Origin of the sequence: Microbacterium sp. I2 (genome assembly GCF_051364985.1) — a bacterium.
Taxonomy (GTDB): Bacteria; Actinomycetota; Actinomycetes; order Actinomycetales; family Microbacteriaceae; genus Microbacterium.
Window position 1 is genome coordinate 77,117 of sequence record NZ_JBLWIH010000019.1, and the last position, 19,627, is coordinate 96,743.

At 66.9% G+C, this 19,627-nt stretch carries 13 protein-coding genes; 8 read left to right on the forward strand and 5 right to left on the reverse strand.

Annotated features, from left to right (window positions below; translation table 11 throughout):
• Nucleotides 1-307 precede the first annotated feature (307 nt).
• Complete coding sequence (locus ACLKM7_RS14015; RefSeq protein ID WP_436447777.1) at nt 308-1,972, forward strand: ABC transporter ATP-binding protein; 1,665 nt, start codon at nt 308-310, stop codon at nt 1,970-1,972.
• 2 nt (nt 1,973-1,974) lie between these two features.
• Here ACLKM7_RS14015 and ACLKM7_RS14020 read toward each other — a convergent pair whose 3' ends face one another.
• Complete coding sequence (locus ACLKM7_RS14020) at nt 1,975-4,296, reverse strand: glycosyltransferase (RefSeq protein WP_436447778.1); 2,322 nt, start codon at nt 4,294-4,296, stop codon at nt 1,975-1,977.
• Nucleotides 4,297-4,687: 391 nt separating this feature from the next.
• Here ACLKM7_RS14020 and ACLKM7_RS14025 point away from each other — a divergent pair, with 391 nt between their 5' ends.
• From ACLKM7_RS14025 to ACLKM7_RS14055, 7 genes are all read left to right on the forward strand, one after another.
• A complete protein-coding gene (locus ACLKM7_RS14025; RefSeq protein WP_436447779.1) occupies nt 4,688-6,052 on the forward strand; it encodes a sugar transferase in 1,365 nt (454 codons plus the stop codon).
• A 219-nt stretch (nt 6,053-6,271) separates the two neighbouring features.
• Nucleotides 6,272-7,111: a glycosyltransferase family 2 protein gene (locus tag ACLKM7_RS14030; protein ID WP_436447780.1), complete on the forward strand. Its 840-nt coding sequence runs from the start codon at nt 6,272-6,274 to the stop codon at nt 7,109-7,111.
• Nucleotides 7,108-8,082: a glycosyltransferase gene (locus ACLKM7_RS14035; protein ID WP_436447781.1), complete on the forward strand. Its 975-nt coding sequence runs from the start codon at nt 7,108-7,110 to the stop codon at nt 8,080-8,082. The genes ACLKM7_RS14030 and ACLKM7_RS14035 overlap by 4 nt, the downstream gene beginning before the upstream one ends.
• Nucleotides 8,082-9,245: a glycosyltransferase gene (locus tag ACLKM7_RS14040; RefSeq protein WP_436447782.1), complete on the forward strand. Its 1,164-nt coding sequence runs from the start codon at nt 8,082-8,084 to the stop codon at nt 9,243-9,245. Before ACLKM7_RS14035 ends, ACLKM7_RS14040 begins: the two co-directional genes overlap by 1 nt.
• A gap of 46 nt (nt 9,246-9,291) precedes the next feature.
• Nucleotides 9,292-10,179, forward strand: a complete 888-nt coding sequence (locus tag ACLKM7_RS14045; protein WP_436447783.1) for a glycosyltransferase family 2 protein — start codon at nt 9,292-9,294, stop codon at nt 10,177-10,179.
• Nucleotides 10,169-11,215, forward strand: coding sequence for a Stealth CR1 domain-containing protein (locus ACLKM7_RS14050; protein WP_436447784.1), 1,047 nt, complete (start codon nt 10,169-10,171; stop codon nt 11,213-11,215). Before ACLKM7_RS14045 ends, ACLKM7_RS14050 begins: the two co-directional genes overlap by 11 nt.
• Nucleotides 11,216-11,323: 108 nt before the next feature.
• Nucleotides 11,324-13,105, forward strand: a complete 1,782-nt coding sequence (locus ACLKM7_RS14055; RefSeq protein ID WP_436447785.1) for a DUF4012 domain-containing protein — start codon at nt 11,324-11,326, stop codon at nt 13,103-13,105.
• Between the two features lie 37 nt (nt 13,106-13,142).
• Here ACLKM7_RS14055 and ACLKM7_RS14060 read toward each other — a convergent pair whose 3' ends face one another.
• The 4 genes from ACLKM7_RS14060 to ACLKM7_RS14075 form a co-directional block, all read right to left on the reverse strand.
• Complete coding sequence (locus tag ACLKM7_RS14060) at nt 13,143-15,539, reverse strand: GH39 family glycosyl hydrolase (RefSeq protein ID WP_436447786.1); 2,397 nt, start codon at nt 15,537-15,539, stop codon at nt 13,143-13,145.
• Between the two features lie 119 nt (nt 15,540-15,658).
• Nucleotides 15,659-16,651, reverse strand: coding sequence for a glycosyltransferase (locus ACLKM7_RS14065; RefSeq protein WP_436447787.1), 993 nt, complete (start codon nt 16,649-16,651; stop codon nt 15,659-15,661).
• Between the two features lie 57 nt (nt 16,652-16,708).
• Nucleotides 16,709-18,094 (reverse strand): O-antigen ligase family protein, encoded by a 1,386-nt coding sequence (locus tag ACLKM7_RS14070; protein WP_436447788.1) that lies wholly within the window; start codon nt 18,092-18,094, stop codon nt 16,709-16,711.
• Nucleotides 18,091-19,551, reverse strand: coding sequence for an O-antigen ligase family protein (locus tag ACLKM7_RS14075; protein ID WP_436447789.1), 1,461 nt, complete (start codon nt 19,549-19,551; stop codon nt 18,091-18,093). The genes ACLKM7_RS14070 and ACLKM7_RS14075 overlap by 4 nt, the downstream gene beginning before the upstream one ends.
• Between the last annotated feature and the right edge of the window lie 76 nt (nt 19,552-19,627).

A 19,627-nucleotide genomic window follows, 5' to 3' on the forward strand; every position in this document is an offset into this window, starting at 1 on the left:
CTCGGTGCGGAGTGCACGTTCAGCATCCAGACAGGCGAGAGGACCGCATCGTCGATACTTCCGCTGCGCTCGACTCGGGCCGCCACGGCGTCGGTCAGCGACCACGCGACGGCGCCCTCTTCGCTGACGCTTGGCGCCGCTGCGCTTCCGCGCTCACTCTCGCGGGCTACCGGATTGTCACTGACCTTATGCCCAGCCGGGTGGGGCCGGTGCGGATCTTCCTGCGAGGCGGGGTGCGGCCCCTGTGACTGGATCCACGACAGGAGCAATCACTACGCCCGGTGTCCCGCCCGCGCGCCCGATGATCGTGGCTGACGACGCGCACGTCACGTATCGGGTGTACGCGTCCGGCAAGCGCCTGAGCGCGCGCGACGCGGTGTTCAACATGAATGCCCTGCGCGGTGGCCGAGGTCTTCACTCAGTCCACGCCCTTCGAGGCGTGAGCTTCACGGCGTCCGAGGGGGAGACGATCGGCGTCGTCGGTCACAACGGGTCGGGTAAGTCGACACTGTTCCGGGCGATGACCGGCCTCATTCCGACGTCAAAGGGGGCCATATGGGCGGCGGAGCGACCCGTGCTGCTCGGGGTGAACGCGGCGCTGGTCCCTGACCTCTCGGGCGAGAACAACATCAAACTCGGCCTGCTCGCGATGGGCTTCAGTGCCGAGGAAGCGGCCGCGAGTGTCGACGAGATCGCCGACTTCGCCGAACTCAATGAGTTCCTGTACCACCCGATGCGGACCTACTCGTCTGGCATGGCGGCGCGGCTGCGATTCGCCATCGCCTCGGCGAGGCCGCACTCGATCCTCCTCATCGACGAGGCACTCTCGGTGGGTGATCGACGGTTCAAGATCAAGAGTGAAGAACGCATCCACGCACTTCGCGACTCGGCTGGTGTCGTGATGATCGTGAGCCACTCGGCAGGATCGCTGCGCGATACCTGCGAACGCGTGATGTGGATCCACAAAGGAGAGCTGGTCGCTGACGGCCCGACCGACGCCGTGATCGATGACTATCTCGCCTGGACGAAGAAGCCCGGCGGGGCGGTCGGTGCCGCGAGCGTGGTGAAGGCAAGGGGGTCTGCTTCCGGGGTCGCAGCGCGCGGGGCAGCTGTCGCCGCCGGTGTCGCGATCGATGGCGGGGGAATCACTGCGCCCCTGCCGGTGGTGCCGCCCGAGAAAGAGGAGACCACCTTGCGCCGCGGGCGCTTTCGCCGGACCGTTGAAGCGGGCTTTCGCCGCCGCGTCGTTGCGATAGCCGCAACCGCTGGCGCGTTTCTGATCGCCCTAGGTGCCGTCGCCGCCATCGCAGTTCCACGCGCCGAGCCGGAGGTCCCGGAGGTTCGAGTGACGCCGGGTGCGGCAGGCGATGCGCCGACGATCGAGAGATTCACTTCGGGCGCCGCGTCAGCCGTGTGCATCGCCCCGGAAGGCAGGACACAGGTCCCGCTGAACTGGAGGATCGACGGAGCATCCCGCGTCGCGATCGCTTCAGCGCCGAAAGAGATCGACGCGTTCGAGAAGCCGCTGCACGACAACCTGCCCACCGAGGCATCCACGTTCCTCGTGTCTTACCCGTGCGAGGAGGCTTCACGCGCCTACACGCTCATGGCGGAGTCTGCCGACGGCGGGCGAGTGAGCACAGTCGTCATCGTGTCACGGACAATCGCTCAAACCCCCAAACCGACACCGACCGCCACCCAGACGCCGACGCGGAAGCCGGGGGGAGGCGAATCTGGCCGGGGCGGAACAGGCGTGAACCCCGGCAGCTCCGGCGGCACCGATACCGACAGCGGGGGAGCCGTGGGTCCTGGCCCTGTACCGGTACCGGAGCCCCCGGCTCCGCAGCCGACGCCCGAACCGACACTGCAGCCGACGCCCGAACCGACGCCACCACCGGAGGAGACGCCGCCTCCCCAGCCTGGCGAGCCCACACCGACGCCGGATCCGCCGGAGGCGCCCGCCACTCCCTGAGCTCATCTGCGGCGCAGCCAGTGCCTCGCGCGCCGCGCGACGCGTCGCAATCCCGGCACCCTGACCAAGGCTGCACGTGCGCGTGCATACGCGTGAGCGCTGATGCGTCGAGCACCTAGCGAACGTGCTCGAGACGAACCGCGCTCGGCATAGAACGTCATGAGTTCCAGGAGCAGTGCAGCATCTGCCTGCGTCGGCTCGGGGGAGTACTCGGCGGGCACGTCACCAGTGAGGAGCTCGCCGTAGAGTCTGGCGAGATCGGTGTCGCGCACGCGGCGCGAGGCCCGCACCGACGCTCTGGACAACGCGGCGTAGCGGTCCGGGTCGCCGGTGAGCTGCACGATCTGTCGCGCGAGCGAAGCGGCATCTCCCTGAGGGGCAGTCACGACACCGTCGTTGTTCTGCAGCAGACTGAGCCACGGCAACTCGTACATCGCGACGGGCAATCCGCGCGACTGGGCCTCGGCGATGGTGAGCTGGTAACCCTCGATGATGCTCGTGGACAGAAACATGTCTGCAGCGTCGATGGCGTCCAACAGCGTGGGGCCGTGCAACGGACCCACAGCTTTGACGCGGTTGCCGAGTCCGCGCCGACGCGCGTCAGCGTTGAACCGCCGTGCCGTGGTGCCGTTCCAATCCGGCCCGATCACGGTCAGGTGAAAGTCAGCACCGAGCTCGCATAGCTCCTGCGACACATTGAGCAGCTCGCTGATTCGTTTGGTCGACTCCTCCAATCGGCCCCACCACACCAGTGAGACGCGACCCAGCGGTGCGGATCTCGGAGCGCGGTCTTCTCCGGAGGAGAGCATTAGGGGAGAAGGGGGATTCGGGATGTGGGCCACGTTGCGCACACCTCGAAGCTTGAAGTAGCTCACATCGAGTGGCGACAGGACCACGAGCAGCGCGAGCGCGCTGCTGCACCGTTCGAGCAGCGTCAGCCGATCCGTTCCGTCATAGACGGGGCGGGCGACGAAACTGTGAACCCACCCGATTGTCCCCGCTCCCTCCGCCCACGCCACAAGGGCGAAAGCGGGCCAGTGCGGCGTGTACAGCACCTGATGGTCGATGACCACATCGATCGATCGTGAGCGGCAGAGGTCGGCCCACTCCGCCAGTTGGGCGCTCAGTCCGCGACCCCGCAACTCGACGAAATCCACTCCGGAGGGGACCACGGTGTGGTCACTACCTGGCTTTCGTGCCGCGATGGTGACGCGGTATCCGGCTTCGATCAGATAGCGCGCCTGAGCCAGCAGCACTCCCGTCACACCGCCCGCCCCGAGCAGCGAAGACGTTGCGAGCAGGACACTCAGTACCGGCTTCTTCCCCGGCGGCTCGTGCGGCGCGAGTCGGGCGAGGTCGGTCAGCGTGTCGGGATAGAAGCGGGCGACGGCGCGGACGACGTCCCGCGGCGATGACACCGCGAACACCTGCTCGAGTGCGTCCATGACGACCCTGTCGTCACTCCGGGTGACCACCTGCTGGCACACGTACGCGACGATCGACTGTCGCACGGACTCGTAGGAGTCCAGAAGGAGCGCGCGATCCGCGTATTGAACGGCGAGTGCGGCCACTGCCGGGCGGATGCTCTCGACGGAGCCGATCGCGCCTGCGTAGAACCGCGCCCGCTCGATGCTATCGACGCGATGCCCGCTGCCGCCGCGCCCGAGGTGATAGCGATAGAGGCGCTTCCGCGTTGACACGTAGCGCGTCGCGAGTGCGGCCACCAGGAACGCCAGCGGCAGGTCGTTCACTCGTGTCAGAACGAGGTCTTCCGGCAGCATCGCGTACGCGTCCCGCAGCACTTTCGAGGTGAACAGATGCCGCCAGAGCTGCCCCTGCGCCGGTTCGCCGACAGGAAAGAGGCCGCGCAGCACGTCCGACCCGTCGAGCGACCGATGCGTCGGTTGAAGCCGCTGTTCGTACGATCCGCCGCTTTGACCGTCCTGCCCGATGATGGTGACACCGAATCCGACGATGTCGGCGCGCGACCTCCGTGCGTGAGCTAAGGCGGTGCGAGCGGCGTTCGTCTCGAGCTCATCGTCACCGTCCACGAAGAGCACGTGCGCTGCGGACGCGGCGAGGATCCCCGTGCGCCTCGCCTGGAACGCCGACCGGTTCGTGCTGTGGCGAACGAGGCGAATTCTGGGGTCGCGAGCCTGAAAGCCCTCCACGACCCGAACCGTCTGGTCTGTCGAGGCATCGTCGACGCAGATGACTTCGATCTCGCGCAGCGTCTGCGCGAGGCAGCTCTCGAGGGTGGCGGCGATGGTCTCCTCGTCGTTGAAGACCGGCACCACAACGGAGAGGAGCGGTGTCGACGTCATCGGCCGTCATTCTACTCGGCCGGCGCGGCCGAGGGGCTCGAGTACCCTTGACCCGAACCGCGACTCTGGCGAACCCTTTGACGTCGCGACCGAGGTGTATGCCAGAGACATCTACGGCAGGGACTGATCACGTGCGCGGTCCGGGTGCCATTCCCGCGCAGGTCGAATGGCTTCGGATACTCTGTGAGACGTTGAAGGCCTTCGTCGGAGCGTTGTCTGCCCGCGATGCCGCAGACAGGCGTCGCTCGAGGAGCGCTCGAGCAGATCGTGGGAGATGATGCGAAGGGGCGACTCGCGAGTGCGCCGAGCCGCCCGGCTCGTCAAGCCTCGGCGATCGTCGCGGGACTGGCCCTCGCGGTACGCGGGCCGGCTGGTGTATAGCGACCTGGCCGTGATCGTCGCGGTCCTCGCAGCCTTTCGCATCCTCGGAATGCCTCCTCATGCGGTCGAGGTCTCATGGGCGGAGGGGCCCCCGTTCCCGTACCTCCTCCTCCTGGTGGTGGTGGCCGCGTTATGGCTGCTTGCCCTGAGTGTTTTCGACACCCGGGACAGGCACATCGTAGGCAGCGGGACGATCGAGTACGCGCGCATCGCCAATTCGAGCCTCGCTCTGTTCGCCGTCCTCGTGTCGTTCGCGTTCTTCTTCCGCATCGAGGTGTCGCGCGGGCTCCTCCTCGTCGCGTTGCCGGTCGGTGCGGTGCTGCTGATCGTGTCCCGCTGGTTGTGGCGGCAATGGCTGCGCCGCCAGCAGAAGGGCTCGAAGTACGTGTATCGCGCCGTTGTGCTCGGAGAACCGACGAAGGCGGCGCACGTCATCGCGGCCATCCAGCGAACCCCCGCGACGGGGTTCGAGATCGTCGGCGTCGTTTCAAACGTCCGCAGCGAGCCGTTCATTCGCGGCGTGCCCGTTGTCGGCGGCTTCTCGACCGCAGTGCGCGCGATGGACGCGGTCGATGCGGACACCGTCATCGTCGCAGGTTCTGCCGACCTCGACCCGCTGGCATTGAGGCGGCTGGGCTGGGCTGTCGCTGACAGAGACGCGAACCTTGTCGTCGCTCCGGAGCTCACGGATGTGGGCGGTCCACGGATCCACTCCCGCGCGGTCGCCGGTCTGCCGCTCGTCCATGTCGATTTCCCGGCCCTGGAAGGCTATCGCCGGTTCATCAAGCGCGCATTCGACATCGTCGGCTCGATCTTCCTCGTTGTGATCGCATCGCCCCTGATGGTTGCGACGGCGATCGCGATCCGCATGGAAGGGCCGGGACCGGTCCTTTACCGGCAGGTGCGCATCGGTCGTAGCGGAACGCCGTTCGGGATGATCAAGTTCCGTTCGATGACCGCTGACGCGGATGATCAGCTGGCCAGCCTGCTCGATCTGCAGGGTACGAGTGACCGGCCTTTGCACAAGGTCGTCGACGATCCCCGCATCACCCAGGTCGGTCGCTTCATCCGACGGCACTCGATCGACGAACTGCCCCAACTGTTCAACGTGCTCGCCGGCACGATGAGCCTCGTCGGGCCCCGGCCTCAACGTGAAGCCGAAGTGATCCTCTACGACGACGCGGCCGAACGGCGTCTGCTCGTCAAGCCGGGCATGAGCGGGCTCTGGCAGGTCAGTGGGCGGTCGTCGCTGTCGTGGGAGGACGCGATTCGACTCGATCTCTACTACGTCGAGAACTGGTCGTTCATGCAGGACCTCCAGATCCTCTTCCGAACGCTGAAAGCCGTCATCACCCCGGGGGACGGTGCACTGTGAGGATTCCTCCGAGGCACCACCCACGAGGGCTGTGCCTCCGTCGGCGCTGAAACGCGATGCCCCGATCCGCGCCGTTCAGGATGCCTGCAATGCTGGCCGAACGACCGGGTGGGCCGCGCTGCGTTGGCCGCGGTCGCTGTCAGGCTACTCGGAGGGCGCGACTACCATGGGAGCGGTGTGCTCGGCGCGAAAGGGGAGTGACGCTCAGTGGAGCCTGACGTGACCTCAACCGACCACACAACGGTCGACGTGACGGTGTCTCTGATCACGGTGAGCCACAACAGTGCCGAAACCCTGCGCCGCTGCTGGGGCTCCTCGCCGCTCCCAGAAGGTGTGGAGTGGATCGTCGTCGACAATGCATCTACCGACGACAGCCTCTCGGCGGCTCGCGAGCTCGGTGCGACGGTCATCGATGCGGGAGGCAACCTCGGCTTCTCCGCAGCCAACAACCTGGGGCTGGAACACGCGACGGGGCGCTTCATCGGGTTCGTCAATCCTGATGTGGTGGTGGAGTTCGACGAGTTGTCCGGCTTGGAGTCTGTCGCGCGCGAGCTTGGCGCCCTTGTCGCACCGCAGCTTCTCAACGCTGACGGCACAGAGCAGCCGAATGGTCGCGGCTTCCCGCTGCTTATCGCCAAGGTGCGTCATCGACTGCGCGGTGGCGACCCGTCCTACCTCCTGCGCTCCGACGACGGGAAGCCGCGAGCGGTCTGCTGGGTGATGGGGGCAGCGATACTCGGCGATCGTGCGGTCTTCGAGCGACTGGGCGGCTGGGACGACCGCTTCTTCCTCTACTACGAGGACAAGGACATCGGCCTTCGCGCGTGGAAGGCGGATATCCCGGTGCTGCTGGTGCCCACGGCAAGGTGGAAGCACGGATGGGCGCGTGAGACCACGTCGCTGCGCTGGGCTCCGTGGCGACGTGAAATCGCATCGATGGCGAAGTTCTATACGCGATACCCGGAGTTCCTGATCGGGGTGCGCGCCAGTCGGCGGGCCCATCCGCTGGCCACTGCGGGAGTGTACGGCGAAGTGTCACGGCGAGGACATACGTGGTGACCGTACACGAGATCAGAGAGAACACATCGCTGATCGCCACTGTGCTGAACGAAGAGCGATCCCTCCCGGCATTCCTCGCGAGCCTGGAGGCGCAGACCATCCATCCGGCTGAGATCGTCGTGGTGGACGGCGGATCGAGCGATCAGACCGTACCGCACCTGCGTGCGTGGACTCCGTCGTGCGGTTGTCGCGTGATCGTGCACGTTGCCATGGACGCCGGTATCTCCGCCGGTCGCAACCTCGCCATCGCGCTCGCGACCAACGCGCAGATGGTGGTCACCGATGCCGGCACTGTGCAGCGAAGCGATTGGTTCGCCGCTCTGACCGCCCCCTGGGAGTCCGATCCTGATGCGGTGATCGCCGGGTTCTTCGAACCCGCAGGAGACACCTTCTGGTCTCGCACGATCGCTGCCGTGATCACTCCGACGCGTGACGAGATCGATCCGAGGAGCTTCCAGCCATCGAGTCGGTCGGTCGCTTTCCCCCGGGACGTGTGGCGAGAGGTCAAGGGCTACCCGGAATGGCTCGACTACTGTGAGGACCTCGTGTTCGATCTGGCGATACGCAAGACCGGACGCCAGTTCACATTCGCACCCGACGCGATCGTCGCGTGGGTCGGCAGGCCGAATCTCTGGGAGTTCGCGAAGCAGTACTACCGCTATGCACGAGGAGACGGCAAAGCCGCCCTCTTTCCGCGACGTCACAACCTCAGATACCTGGCATACGCGTTCGCCGTGTCCGCATGGTGGATCTCACCCTGGCTGTTCCTCACGGGCGCCATCGGCTTCGTCGTGTACGTCCGCACCGCCCTGCGGAGAGTATGGGGACGACGGACGATGTTCCGCGCGCCCGCTGCGGCGGGTGCTCTCCTCACCGCACCGCTCGTGGTCGTCGTGGGTGACGTGGCGAAGATGGTGGGCTACCCCGCGGGGATCGTATGGCGCCGGCGCCGGGCGGCAGAGAAGAGCTGATGGTGCGCGAAGCATCGGCCTCACGCGTCGTGCTCGTTTGGCGCAACGATGTGCTCCACGGGTCCGAGACGTTCATCCGGAACCAGGTCGACGCCACCCGGGAATGGCGGGCCATTCTGGCCGGTGCGCGCCGATGGACGTCGGCGATCTCAGCCGAGACGGATGAGATCCTGTTCGGGAGTGTTCCTACCGAGCGCCTGCGGCGCCGCCTCTTTCTCATGACGGGGCGATCGGCGCGGCTGGACCGACTCATCCGTACGAGCGGCGTATCTCTCATCCACGCCCATTTCGCCACCAGCGCCACCGCCGTTGCAGGCACCGCGCGCCGCCTGAGCATGCCGCTCATCGTGACCGTGCACGGCTTCGACGTCACCAACCACGAGATGCGGCGCGGGCTGCGGGGCGCCCGCGCCGCGCATCGGATGCGCCGTGCGCTACATTCCGCCAGTCGCGTCGTCGCGGTCTCGGACTTCATCGCAGCCCAGACGACCGCCGCCTTCGGTGTGGACCCCGAGCGGATCCGCGTAGTGCCGATCGGGATTCCGCTTCGCCCAAGGCCGGCGCCTTCCAACGCGACTCGAGACCTCGCATTCGTCGGGCGGCTCGTCGAGAAGAAGGGTGTCTCCGACCTTCTGGCAGCGCTGTCCCTGCTGGCTGAGCGGGGTCTGCGGCCGACGCTCGCGATCGTGGGTGACGGCCCGTTGCGGCAGACCCTCGAGGAGGTGGCGTCATCTCGAGGACTCGCGGTGGAGTTCCTCGGGCACCTGCCGCCGGATGCCGTCGCGGAAGCACTGCGGGAGTCCAAGGTCTTCGTTGCCCCATCACGCACGGCATCTGACGGTGATGCGGAGGGCTTCGGCATGGTCTACCTGGAAGCCGCGCTCGCGGGCATCCCTGCTATCGCGTACAGGCATGGCGGCGTTCCAGAGGCGATCGTCGACGGGGTGACCGGTCTCCTCGCCGAAGAAGGGGACGTCGAGGGTCTCGCCGCATCGATCGAGACCCTGCTTACGGACGCCGGGGCGCGTGCGAAAATGGGGCGCGCCGCAGAGGCGCGCGTGCGTGCGGACTTCGATATCGAATCCCGCACCGAGCATCTGGTCGCGCTGTACGACGAGGTGGTGACCGATGCGGCTCCCTCCGGTGGGGTGTCGGATGCCTGAGGGCAATCGCAGCGCCGTGAGAGTGCCGGCATCGACAATTCTCGGGATGCTGCGGCGAGAGCGAGGGGATGTGAAAGTCGAAGTCTCAGTCGTGATACCGACCCACCGACGGCCCGATCTGGTTGGACGAGCGATCACTTCTGCGTTCTCGCAGACCGCGCGTCCCGCCGAGGTCATCGTCGTCGATGATGCGCGAGACGCGGCGACAGAAAACGTCGTGCGGACGCTCATGCAGATGTATCAGGGAGCGCTGTTGTACGTGCCGGTGGAACCCGCACCGACCTCCGGCGCGTCTGCGTCGCGCAATGCGGGGGTCGCCCTCGCCGCCCACGGGCTCGTCGCGTTCCTCGACGACGATGACTGGTGGGATGAGCGATATCTCGAGCAGGCGATTGCTACCCGTGCTCTCTGCAGCGCGGACCTCGTGCTCACGCCCAGCTGGATGGTCGTGGATGGGGAACGCGAGGAATGGGCGCAGCCGTCTCAGCGAGCCTTTGCGAGTTTTCGGCCAGGGGTGAGCGGCTCCAACATCCTCATCACACGCGAAGCCTTCGACAGCGTCTCGGGATTCGACACCGGCATGTGGGTCATGAACGATGTCGACTTCTTCGTACGTCTCCGTAACCAGGGCGTGTCGGTGGTTGCCGCGCCCGACCGCCTCGTGTTCCACGAGGGGCGCGGCGATGGTCACCTGACGTCGCCGAGCGAGCGTCGTGCCCAGGGCCTGGAGCACTTCCTCGCCGTGCACAGGGTTCGCATGGACAGGAGCGCGGTCAGGCTGCTGAAGCGGCGCATCCACGCCGCACGCATCTCGCACGACACACCGCGGCTCGAGAGGATCGGTCATCAGCTCGGCGTGGCGTGGTTTTCGACCCCCGCCGATGTGGGCGGGACTCTGCGAAGACGATTGCGAGGACGCAGACGTGCGCACTGATCCGGAGATGGACGTCGACGTCGTCGTGCTATGGGTGGATGTGGCCGACAAGGAGTGGCAGCGTCGCCGCGCCGCAGCGCTCGGCCAGGAGCCTTCGGACCACGTCGGGGCGACGAATGACACGAATGAGTGGGACATGCTGCGCTATCTGCTGCGCGGCATCGATCGTCATTGCCCCTGGGTTCGCCGCATCCATCTCGTGACTCCCGGTCAGACGCCGGAGTGGCTGGATCCGGAAGCCGGCGTCGTCGTCGTCGAACAGGATTCCATCCTGCCCGCCGGCCACCCACCGAGCTTCAACTCCATGGCGATCGAGGCGAACCTCGATCGCATCCCCGGCCTTGCCGAGCATTTCGTCTACTTCAACGACGACATGCTGGTTGTGAAGCCGACACGGCGTGGGGACGTCTTCCCGGGCGGTCGCCCCGCCGGGTTCGCCATCCACAACGCCGGTACAGGGTCGGGCGCCTGGTCGCACTGGGTCCTGAACGCGGTGGCGATCATCGACCGAGCGTTCGACAAGCGCTCCGTGATGCGCCGCCGTCCTGGGCAGTGGTTCTCGCTACGATACGGGCGCTATCTTCTGCGCAACATCGCCCTGCTGCCCTGGCGTTCGTTCACCGGCTTCTTCGAACCTCACCTGCCGATGGCGCTCGAGCGCCGCACGTTCGCGGAGGTCCGCACGGCTGCGCCTCGCGAAATGGAGCGCACCACCGAAGCCCCGTTCCGGTCGCTCGACTGCGTCATCCCCTTCGTCTACCGATACTGGCAACTGTGCACCGGACGGTTCACTCCGGTCTCGCCCGATCGCTATGGACGCTTCTTCGAGATCCGCGCCGACACCATCGACGCGATCGAATGTGAGCTGGCGCGTCCGCGAGGGCACTTCATGTGTCTCAACGACAACGGCGAAGCCCAGGATGCCGACCTTCGAGACCGAATAGGTCGGGCACTCGAGGCAGCCCTCCCCAGCCCATCCAGGTTCGAGCGAGACGGATTCAGAGAGGACAAGCCGCCCATCAGCGCTCTCCCATGAGCGTCGTGGTTGAATCTTGCAGTGTCTGTCCCCTCGCCGTCTTTGCCGACCCGCCGTGAACGGTCGGACGACGCCCGCACACGTCGGAGCTCTTCGCGCCGTCGCTGGATGTGGGTCGGGCGCGCTGCGCTCGTCCTGCTCGTCGCCGCGGTGGGCTGGATCGGTGTCCGTGGTCTCATGGCGAAGAACGACCTGGAGGGCGCCCAGAACCAGGTCGGCGACCTGAAGAAGCAGGTGCTCGCGTTCGATGTCGATGGGGCTGCGTCTACGCTCGACGCGATCGCCGCGCACACCAGTCGCGCGGCAAGTCTCACGGACGATCCGGTGTGGCGTGCCGCCGAGTACCTCCCGCTTCTCGGGCCGAATCTGACAGCCGTGCGCGAGCTCGCTGCAGTGACCGACCAGACGATCGATGGAGTAGTGCGCCCGCTTCTCTCGGCGGTGTCAGTGATGGACCCCGGCTCACTCCAACCCAAGGACGGCGCCATCGATCTGGCTCCATTCGTTGCGGCCGCCGAACCCGTGTCACTGGCCAACGCGAGTATGCAGCAGGTTCTGACGCGCGCGGAAGCCATTCCCGACGGCAACACGCTCGGACCGGTTCGCGACGCCCGGGCGAAGGTCGTCGGGATGCTGGCCGAGATCTCGCCGGTGCTCTCCGCGTTGAACATGATGGTTCCTCTGCTGCCCACGGCGATGGGCGCCGATGGCCCGCGCTACTACGCACTGATGTTCCAGAACCCCGCTGAGCCCCGCGCGCTGGGCGGCGCCGCACTCAGCTTCACGCTCATCGAGGTCGACAACGGAAAGCTCAATCTCGAAGCGACTGTTGCTGCATCCACTGGGTCGTTCTCGAAGTACCCCGAATCGGTGATTCCCATCCCGGACGGCGCCGAGAAGGTGTACCCCTCAGGTGAATTCGGCACGTTCATCGCTGAGGCATCCGCCCGACCGAGCTTCACAACGGCCGGCGAGATGGTGACCGAGACGTGGAAGCGACAATTCGGGCAAGATCTGGACGGCGTCCTGTCGATCGACCCGATCGCGCTGGGCTATGTTCTCAGAGCCACCGGTCCCATCAAGATCGGCAAGGGCGATGTTCTCGATGAGAACAGCCTCGTGCCGCTGTTGCTGAACGGTGTCTATCTGCGCTACGCCGACTACTCGCCAAAGGCTGCCAACGCGAGGCACGACGCCCTCTACGCGAGGGTCGTGGCTGCGGTCTTCGGCGAACTTACCGGCGGTGACCTGGACGCGAAGAAGCTCATGGCGGCACTCGCCCAGGGCTGGGACGAACGCCGCATCCTCTTTTGGAGCGCGCACCCCGAGGAGGAGGCGCAGATCGCTGAACTCGGCCTCAACGGCGAGATGCCGATCACGGACGACTCCACCGTGCGCGCCGGTCTCTACCTGCAGGACAGCATCGGCTCGAAGCTGAGCTTCTACCTCCGGCAGTCTGCCACTTTGAGTCACGGGCAGTGCTTCGACGACGGGCGCACGTATTACCGCGTCGCCATCGATCTGACCAACACCCTTGACGACGCCGTGGCCCCTGGGCTCCCGTTCCACATCACGGGCGAGTGGGAGCGTGTGGGCGCGGGGGTCGGGGTCAATCGCATGACCGTTCGGCTTTACGCGCCACCCGGGTCGCGGATCGTCGGGGCCACGGTCGATGACGCGCCCATCGCGCTCGAAGACATGCATGACACCGATTACCCGGTAGGCAAGACCGTCGTAGAAGTCCTGCCGGGAGGTCGTCTGTCGCTCGTCTACTACTTCACGCTCGACGGTGACAAAGGTCGGGAGTTCGAAGCGCAGATCACGCCGCTGGTCACGCCGACCAAGGTGACGACGTCCGCGCTGGACTGCTCGTCTGTACCCCGCGGCTGAGGCCCAGCACTCGGCGCTCGGGCTCTGGGTCGCTACCTCACTCCGTGACCACCTGCGAGACGCTGACGTCGTCCACCCAAGCGCCGCCGCCTTTCGCGCTCGCGAGGGTGATCGTGACGCTGGTCTCCTGAGCGTCCGTCGTGAAGGTCACCCAGCAGTGCTGCCAGTTCGAGGTCGACGTCGCTGTCGCGGTGCTGCCGGACACCGGAAGCGCCGCGGTGAGCGTCGCCGGGAGATCCGCGGAGACCGCTCTCACATAGGCGCCGACCGTGTAGGTCGTCGCCGGTCGCAGACCCCGAATCTCGGTGGCGACGGATGCGCCGCCCTCCAAGCGGGCGGCGCTCTGACCACGGCGATCGCCGTCCGCCGTGACGGCGACACCGCTCTTCGAGGTCCATCCCGTCAGATCTCCGGTCTCGAACCCGCCGTTGAGAACGCCGGTGCGGTAGACCTCCATCTCCGCGAGCTGGAACGCGTACGAGGCCTTCTCACGCGTCGCCGCGCCCAGCGTAGTAGCCGTCACCTTCACGAAGCGCACCTCGATCGGCTCGAACGAGAAAGTCTGCTCGCCCGAGACGCGGGGTTGGGAGGGGTCACCCGCCAGTGTCGCCAGGGGCTTCCATTCGGTGCCGTCGACTGACCCGCTGATCTCCGCCTCGATCGGATACCCCGAGCTCTCCTGCGAGCGCGTCGTGTAGGGCCAGAGCGACACGCTGTCGATGGGACTGAGTGTTCCGAGATCAACCGTGAGCGATTCCGTCGCCTCGGCCGTGGGGTGCATCTCGGAACTCCAACCGCGGACCACGCTTTCGGCGACATCCACGGAATATCGACGCCCGTCGTTCGCCGCTGCGACCGCCCAGCCCTTCGCCGGGTCTTCGATGGAACTCGAGCCGGTGGCGACCGCCCCGGATGCCGCGGATGCAAGTGTGATCGCGGCGGGCTCGACACTCACAGCCGGAGTGCCGGTGTCGAGATCGGTCTCTTCCAGCCGCAGTTCGACCACACCGGCAGCCGGAACGGTGATGTCGCTGGAGTACTCGCTCGTCGGCGCGATCACCGCATCAGCGGTCACCGGCGCGTTCTCGTTCGGGCTCGGGTAGCTCGGCATGACGATGGTGGATGAGTCGGAGTATCCGTTGCCCTGCGTCCCGCTGATCACCCGTTGCGTCACGCGCACGTTCTTGTTCGCGTAGGGGAGATCTTCTAGAGACAGCGTCGCTGTCGCATCTGAGTCGGTGGCGTTCCACAGCAAGACCGTCGTGCCGAGCGACGTGCTGTTCTTCGTGGCGAAGCCGCCGATGGCGCGGGTATCCGTCCCCGCGCCCGACGCGGTCAGCGGGATCGTCGTGGCGCCGAGGCGCGAGTACATCTCGAAGACGTTGCCGACCGACTTGCGGTGGCCGTCTACGGTGATGAGTCCCAGATCCCCGTTGTAAGGGAGCGAGTAGGTCAGGCCCTCGACCGGCGAGAAGTAGAACATGCGCTCGGCGGAGGACTCGGCCGCCAAGGCGAGTCGCCGCGCCACGTACGCCGCGCCGGTCGGACTGGAGTTGCTGTCGGATCCGAGGCCCGGCCCGGAGTTCATGGTGGGATTCAGTGCCCACTCCGTGATGAGCACGGGGATGTCGAGGCCGGCATCGGTGAGAGCCGACTCGGCGGCTTCGACGACGTCCCAGTTGTCGCTGGAGTAGCTGTGGACCGAGAAGAAGTCGACGGGGATCTCGGGATGGGTGGCCGCGAATTCGATGAACTGCCCGGAGATGTCGCCCTCAGAGGTGAAGTAGGCCGCGGTCGCACCGCCGACGCGCGCCGTGGGATCGGCGGCCTTGACGGCGGGTGCGCTCGCCGCGTACAGGGAGTTGTACTGCTGGGCAGTCCACCCGTCGTGGTCCGGCTCGTTCCACACCTCCCAGGTCCATCCGCTGTAGCCGAGGCTCGCGTAGTGCGAGACCACTGCGGTCACCGCGGCAGCCCATTCGGTGAGCTGCGGGACCTCGTGCGTCTTGCCGAAGGCCGAAGGCGTATACGACAGCGCGAGAAGCGGTTGCATGCCCTGGTCGATGATGTCGAGCACCACAGCATCCAGACGAGTGAAGTCGTAGCTGACAGAGCCGTCGGGTGCGGTGTCGACCACACGGTAGAACGTGTCGTTGAGGACGTGATCGATACGGACCTCCCGGATGCCCATCTCGGAGAGCTGAGGGAGTCGATCCACGAACCAGCGCGGGTTCGTCATCGGAGCGTAGCCGCCCTGAGAGGCGTTCAAGATCTGGCCGGGGTCGTATTCGGCACCGGTGTGTGCGTAGCTCGCGGTGAACGTGACCGGCGTGGAGGTCGCCGTGGGAACGAAGGCCGCCGGCTCGAGGATCTTCGCAAAGTCCGGCTGGGCGTCGTACTGCGGCGGCGGCGCAGCTGTGCATGCGGCGAGCATCAGAGCGAGCGTAGCGAGCGCGACGAGTCCGGCCCGTCGGAGGTGCAGCGGCAAACCGGTGCGAGGTACTGAGGTTGCCACTGGCGGCCCTTCCTGTGTCGTCATGGTTGCCGGCGCGCTCAGCGGCCGGAGTCGGCGCGCTGCGACTCGAGCGGGGGCATCGGCTGCCACGAGGCATCCTTCGCGATCTTCCGTCCGTCTCGCAGGCCCCGGAACAGGTTCGACGTTCCGCGAACGGTCCTCTCGACGAAGACGAGGCGGATCAGCTCTTTGCCGAACGTAAGGGCCGTGCCGAGCGCGAACGGCACGCGCCGATACACCCCGAGGGACTGGTAGTAGCGCTTGATGATCGCGCGGTTGCGCATGATGTAGTAGCGGTAGGCGTTGCTCGACGCGTTCATGTGGCGGATGCCCATGTCCCACTGCTTGATCTCGCGCGTGCGACGCAGCACGAACTCGTCCACGATCACCGACTGGGTCTTGCGTGAGGCGAGCCAGCCGTAGGTCTGGTCGTCCCAGTAGATGAAGAAGCGCGGGTCAGGCAGGCCGATCTGCTTCACGATGTCGCGGTGGATGAACATGCCCTCGAAGCATCCGGAGTTCATCGGCTTGTAGCCGGAGGAGTCGAAGGATGCCGGGGCGAACGGGATCGGAATACCCATCTTCTCGGCGATCCGGTACTGCCAGTAGAACTCGCTGCCGTCGTAGTCGTAGCGGCGGCCCTGGATGCTCTTGAACCGCGGGGCCCACTTGCCCATCTTGGCCAGGCCGTCGTCGATGACCTCGACGTCGTCGTCCATGAGCCAGATCCACTCGGAGCCGAGCTCATATGCGACGCGCATGCCCTCGCTGAAACCGCCGGAGCCGCCCGTGTTCGTCTCCATGCGGCGGTAGACGATCTCGGTGTCGCCGAGGCGCTCGCGGTAGGACTCGACGACGTCGGTGGTGTCGTCGGTCGACGCGTTGTCGATGATGACGACGTGACCCGGCTTCGGATCCATCGCTGCGATGCTTCCGAGCAGGCGCGTGAGGAGGCCCGAGCGGTTGTACGTGACGATCGCGATGGTGGCGGTCGCCGGGTCGAACTCGGCGTCGGACGGAACGTGTGTCACGGGGGTGATCTCCGGGAGCGGGGCAACGGGCGCCGAGGCGTCGGGCCGGAGAGAAGCCTACCTTGCCGGTCCGTCCGGTCCCTGAGCGCCGGGTGGCCTGTCGGCTGCCGCCCCGGGCCGCCCGAAACCGGGGACGTGCGGCAGGCCGGTGCCGCCGGCATCCGTTCCGCCTCCGATGCGCTCGCGCCACGACCGCGACTGTCCCGCGCGGACGGCGCACAGGACGAGCATCATCCAGCCGAGGCCCGTGAGCGTGAAGCTCTCGAACATCGAGTCGACGAGCAGCGCGACGAGCATGAGTGGCGTCCATGCGTAGACGACCGAGCGCCGCTCGCTCGCGGCCAGCCACGAGCGCACGAGGGCCAGACCCGCCAGGCCCACGAAGAGCACCAGGCCGACCCAGCCGAGCTGCATCAGCACGTCGAAGTAGGCGTTCAGCCCGGTCGCGTGCGTCGCGTCGAGCTCGAAGTTCAGGTAGATGAAGGGATACTCCCGGGGCGCCCACGGGCCGTACCAGCCCCAGCCGTTCAGCGGGCGGAATCGCACCTGGTCGACCATCAGGTTCCACAGGTCGACGCGCATCGAGAAGTCGCTGCCGGCGCCGAGGAGGGCGATGATCGGATGCCGCGCCGCATAGCCGACGAAGACTCCGACCACGACGACCCCGCCCAGCGCCAGCTGCAGGCCGGCCCGGCGTTCCGGGCGGGTATGGCGAACCCAGGCCAGGGCGGCGACGGCGAGGCCCACCCCGACGGCCAGGACGAGCACGGTGGGGGAGTCGCTGAACGCGGCGAGACCACCGGCGAGCACGACCGACGCGACCGAGAGCCCGGGGCGGATCGACTGCGTGCGGTATTCGATCAAGAACGTGATGAGGGCCAGCACCGCGACGAAGCCCAGCATGTTGCGAGTGCCGAAGATGCCCTGGATCGGGCCCAGCTGGGCGAGATTGCCCTGCACGCCGAGGAAGGTGATGGGCAGGTCGAGCAGGATGCCCGACAGCACCTCCACGCCGAGCGAGATCGCCAGCAACACGCGCAGAACGTCGCCGAGCGCGCGGACGGTCTGCAGGGTGTCGCGGATGTGCCCGATCACGACGGCGAGGAAGGCGAGCGCCGCCGTCGAGACCCAGCTCCACCATGACGTCGACGTGTCTTCGCTCCAGAAGACGCTCGCGAGCGCCCACCCGATGAAGACCACCACGGTGGTGGGTACGAGGCGCAGCAGCGAGATCTCCTGCCAGCGCGCAGTCAGCACGCCCATACCCAGCACGGCGAGACCCGCGACGATCGTGATGTAGGTGACGCGGCCGGCGACCTGCTCGATGACGTACGACGCGAAGACGGCGCCGAGGACGGCGAGCGTATATGCACGGGCGAAGGATGCCGAGGCCAGCAGTGTGACCAGCCAGCCGTGCGGTGGGGTCTGGGCCGGCGACGTCATGTGGCTCGCTTCGACGGCGATTCGTCTCGCCCGGCGCGTTCGATGACCGGATACGGCTCGTCTACGGCCGGGGACCGCTCGCCGCGCTCGATCGCCGCGCTCTGCTCAGCGGGGCCCACTCCGACGTGGGGCGACTGCTTGATCTTGGCGCCGAGCATGACGACGAACAGCCAGCCCCACAAGAGGAGGGGAGTGGATTCGGCGAGCCCCTGCACGAGCAGGATCGCCCCGACGAGCGTGGGCAGCAACGTCAGCGAGGAGTACGGCCGGTCGGCCTTGAGGTCCCAGCGGGGCCGGTCGACGGCGAAGAACCACGACCGCCACACGAAGGCGAAGTACACCGTGGCCATGAGCACGACGCCGATGATGCCCAGCTGCATCGACACGTCGATCCACATGTTGTGGGCCTGCAGCACGGTCTGGCCGTGGTCGACCACCCAGCGGTCGAAGGCGGGGTCCCACGGGGCCCAGGGCGTGGCGAAGCCCCACCCGACCCAGGGGCGTTCGGCGGTTCGGCCGAGGACCGCCTCCCAGATCGCTTCGCGGCCGGTGAGGTCGGAGCTGCGCCCGAGGGCGCTGAAGATCGTGTCGCGCAGCAGCCACAGGCCGAGCAGCCCGCCGACGCCGACGACGGCATACGCGATGTAGTACTTGGTGCGCTCGCCGGGCCGGCGAGCGCGGCGCATGAGCAGCACCGTGGCGAGCACGACGGCGACTGCGGCGGCGGCGAGGTACGCCGTCGCCGATGACGCCCGCACGAACAGGAAAGCCGAGAGCACGATCCACGCGTAGAGCAGCGCACGCCGCGGTGCGCCGGCCGCGATGCGGATCCCGAAGACCACGATCGCCAGCAGCGCGACCGGGCCCAGCAGGTTGGCGTTGCCCATGATGCCCTGGAGGCGTTCGGGCCAGTCGAAGAGGTTGTTGCGCGACCAGTACTCGATGGGGTCGTCGGCCTTCTCGACGACGAAGCCCGGCAGTATCGGCGCCTGCACGAAGACCGAGACGGCCAGTTCGAACAGCAGCGAGAGCGCCATGACCCATTTGAGGGCGGATGCCACGGCCCGGACGAGTTCGCGCCACGTGAGGACGGTCCCGACGAAGAGCGCCTGGATAGTGGTGAGGTACAGCAGCAGCAGGGTGATCGCGGTGGTGCCGGGCCACTCGGACCACAGGATCGACAGCGTCGCCCACGCGACGTATGCCACGGCGAACCATGGCAGGCGGCGCCACTGCACGGGCGGACGCAGGATGATCCACAGCACGACCGAGAGCACGCCGGCGCCGATCGTGATGGCCGCCGCGACGGGAGTGCCGAACGTGTGCACCCAGGCCACGCCCGAGAGCGACAGGAACAGCACGAAGATGCACCAGCCGCGCAACAGCAGATGGCCGGTCTTCTCACGGACCGGGGGCGTGGGCGGAGCCGACGCCGGGTGCTTCGAGTGGACGGCCATCGCCATCAGGTTACCCCGGGAGGCCTGCGGAACCCGGGTGTAGCGACCCCAGGCCCGCAGGCGGCGTCATTAGGCT